Origin of the sequence: Rhizobium mulingense (genome assembly GCF_029194105.1) — a bacterium.
GTDB classification, from domain to species: domain Bacteria; phylum Pseudomonadota; class Alphaproteobacteria; order Rhizobiales; family Rhizobiaceae; genus Rhizobium; species Rhizobium mulingense.
This window is the reverse complement of sequence record NZ_JARFVE010000053.1, coordinates 1-1,250: the sequence shown is the minus strand read 5'-3', so window position 1 is coordinate 1,250 and position 1,250 is coordinate 1. Positions and strand designations below refer to the sequence as shown.

Annotated in this window: 2 protein-coding genes and 1 pseudogene; all 3 read left to right on the top strand. The window is 61.3% G+C overall.

The annotated features are described in order from the left end of the window. The coding region (locus tag PYR71_RS30625; protein ID WP_275619896.1) for an electron transfer flavoprotein subunit alpha/FixB family protein at positions 1–303 on the top strand (303 nt) is incomplete at its 5' end. A 14-nt stretch (positions 304–317) separates the two neighbouring features. Next, positions 318–1,010: a dimethylsulfonioproprionate lyase family protein gene (locus tag PYR71_RS30620; RefSeq protein ID WP_275621780.1), complete on the top strand. Its 693-nt coding sequence runs from the start codon at positions 318–320 to the stop codon at positions 1,008–1,010. A 91-nt stretch (positions 1,011–1,101) separates the two neighbouring features. Beyond that, positions 1,102–1,250: pseudogene (locus tag PYR71_RS30615) on the top strand (S-(hydroxymethyl)glutathione dehydrogenase); the annotation flags it as partial.

Below are 1,250 nucleotides of genomic sequence, written 5' to 3'. Positions count from 1 at the left end.
AGGCAAGTCATCCTGCCGGTTGCCGACAAGCTCGGGGCTGCCGTCGGCGCCAGCCGCGCCGCCGTCGATGCCGGTTATGCCCCGAACGACTGGCAGGTCGGCCAGACCGGCAAGGTGGTGGCGCCCGATCTCTATATCGCCGCCGGCATCTCCGGGGCCATCCAGCATCTGGCCGGCATGAAGGACAGTAAGGTGATCGTCGCCATCAACAAGGACGAGGAGGCGCCGATCTTCCAAGTCGCCGACTACGGCCTCGTCGCCGATCTCTTCGACGCCCTGCCGGAATTGCAAAAGGCGCTTTAAGGGGGAGATCGAACGTGGCGCGCATGGTGGGACGTCCAACCAGACCTGGTGCTGACCTTCTCCTGAACGATGACGAAAAGCCGGCTTATATTAGGCTGCACGACATCGGAAGGGAAAGGCGTCCCCAGCCGCTGCAGGAATTTCTCAACGATATCGGTGGGCTGATGCTGTCGGCCGACGCTCCCGCCGTAGCCAGTTTCGTTGCCGGAAAGGTCCTCCAAAGACTGCTCAAGACAGGCAAGGTGCGCCCGGAGGGAGGCCCTCTCCCCGGGATGCCCGAAGGGTTGATTGACGCCGTCAGCCATCTGGCGAAATCCGGGCGGAAATATGAGGCAATCGCCAATCAGTTCAACAGTCTCGCCGGCAGGCTGCTGTGGAGACGCGGCCGCACTGGCCCGTTTGCGAGCCTAAACTTCGGCAATACGCACTCCCATGCGGTTCTGGTCGGCCCTGGCGGCATGGAGGAGCGCGCCGATCTCCGGGTCGGCGTGATCTATATGGATCGTTACACCCGCTTCCCCGACCATGTTCAGACGCAGCCGCGCGCCTTCATTCTGCTTTCGCCGGGAGAAATCTGCCTTGGCGATTCCCAGTGGTTTTCTGCCGCCACAGGAACGGTCTTCGCGAACGATGCCGGGCAATCCTTCGCGATAAGATGTACGGCCCAGCCGCTTCTTGCGGTGTGGTGTCAGGTCGAGCCGGGATGAATGAGGCGAGGCCGAAGCGAATTGTTTCGATCTCTCGGTCGTATATCCAAATATCTACAACCGAAATTGAATTAACAGGAGGGATTATCAAATGGACGTTCGCGCCGCCGTAGCCGTTCAGGCCGGAAAACCGCTGGAAGTGATGACCGTGCAGCTCGACGGTCCGAAGGCCGGCGAAGTGCTGGTTGAGGTCAAGGCGACCGGCATCTGCCACACCGACGATTTCACCCTGTCGGGCGC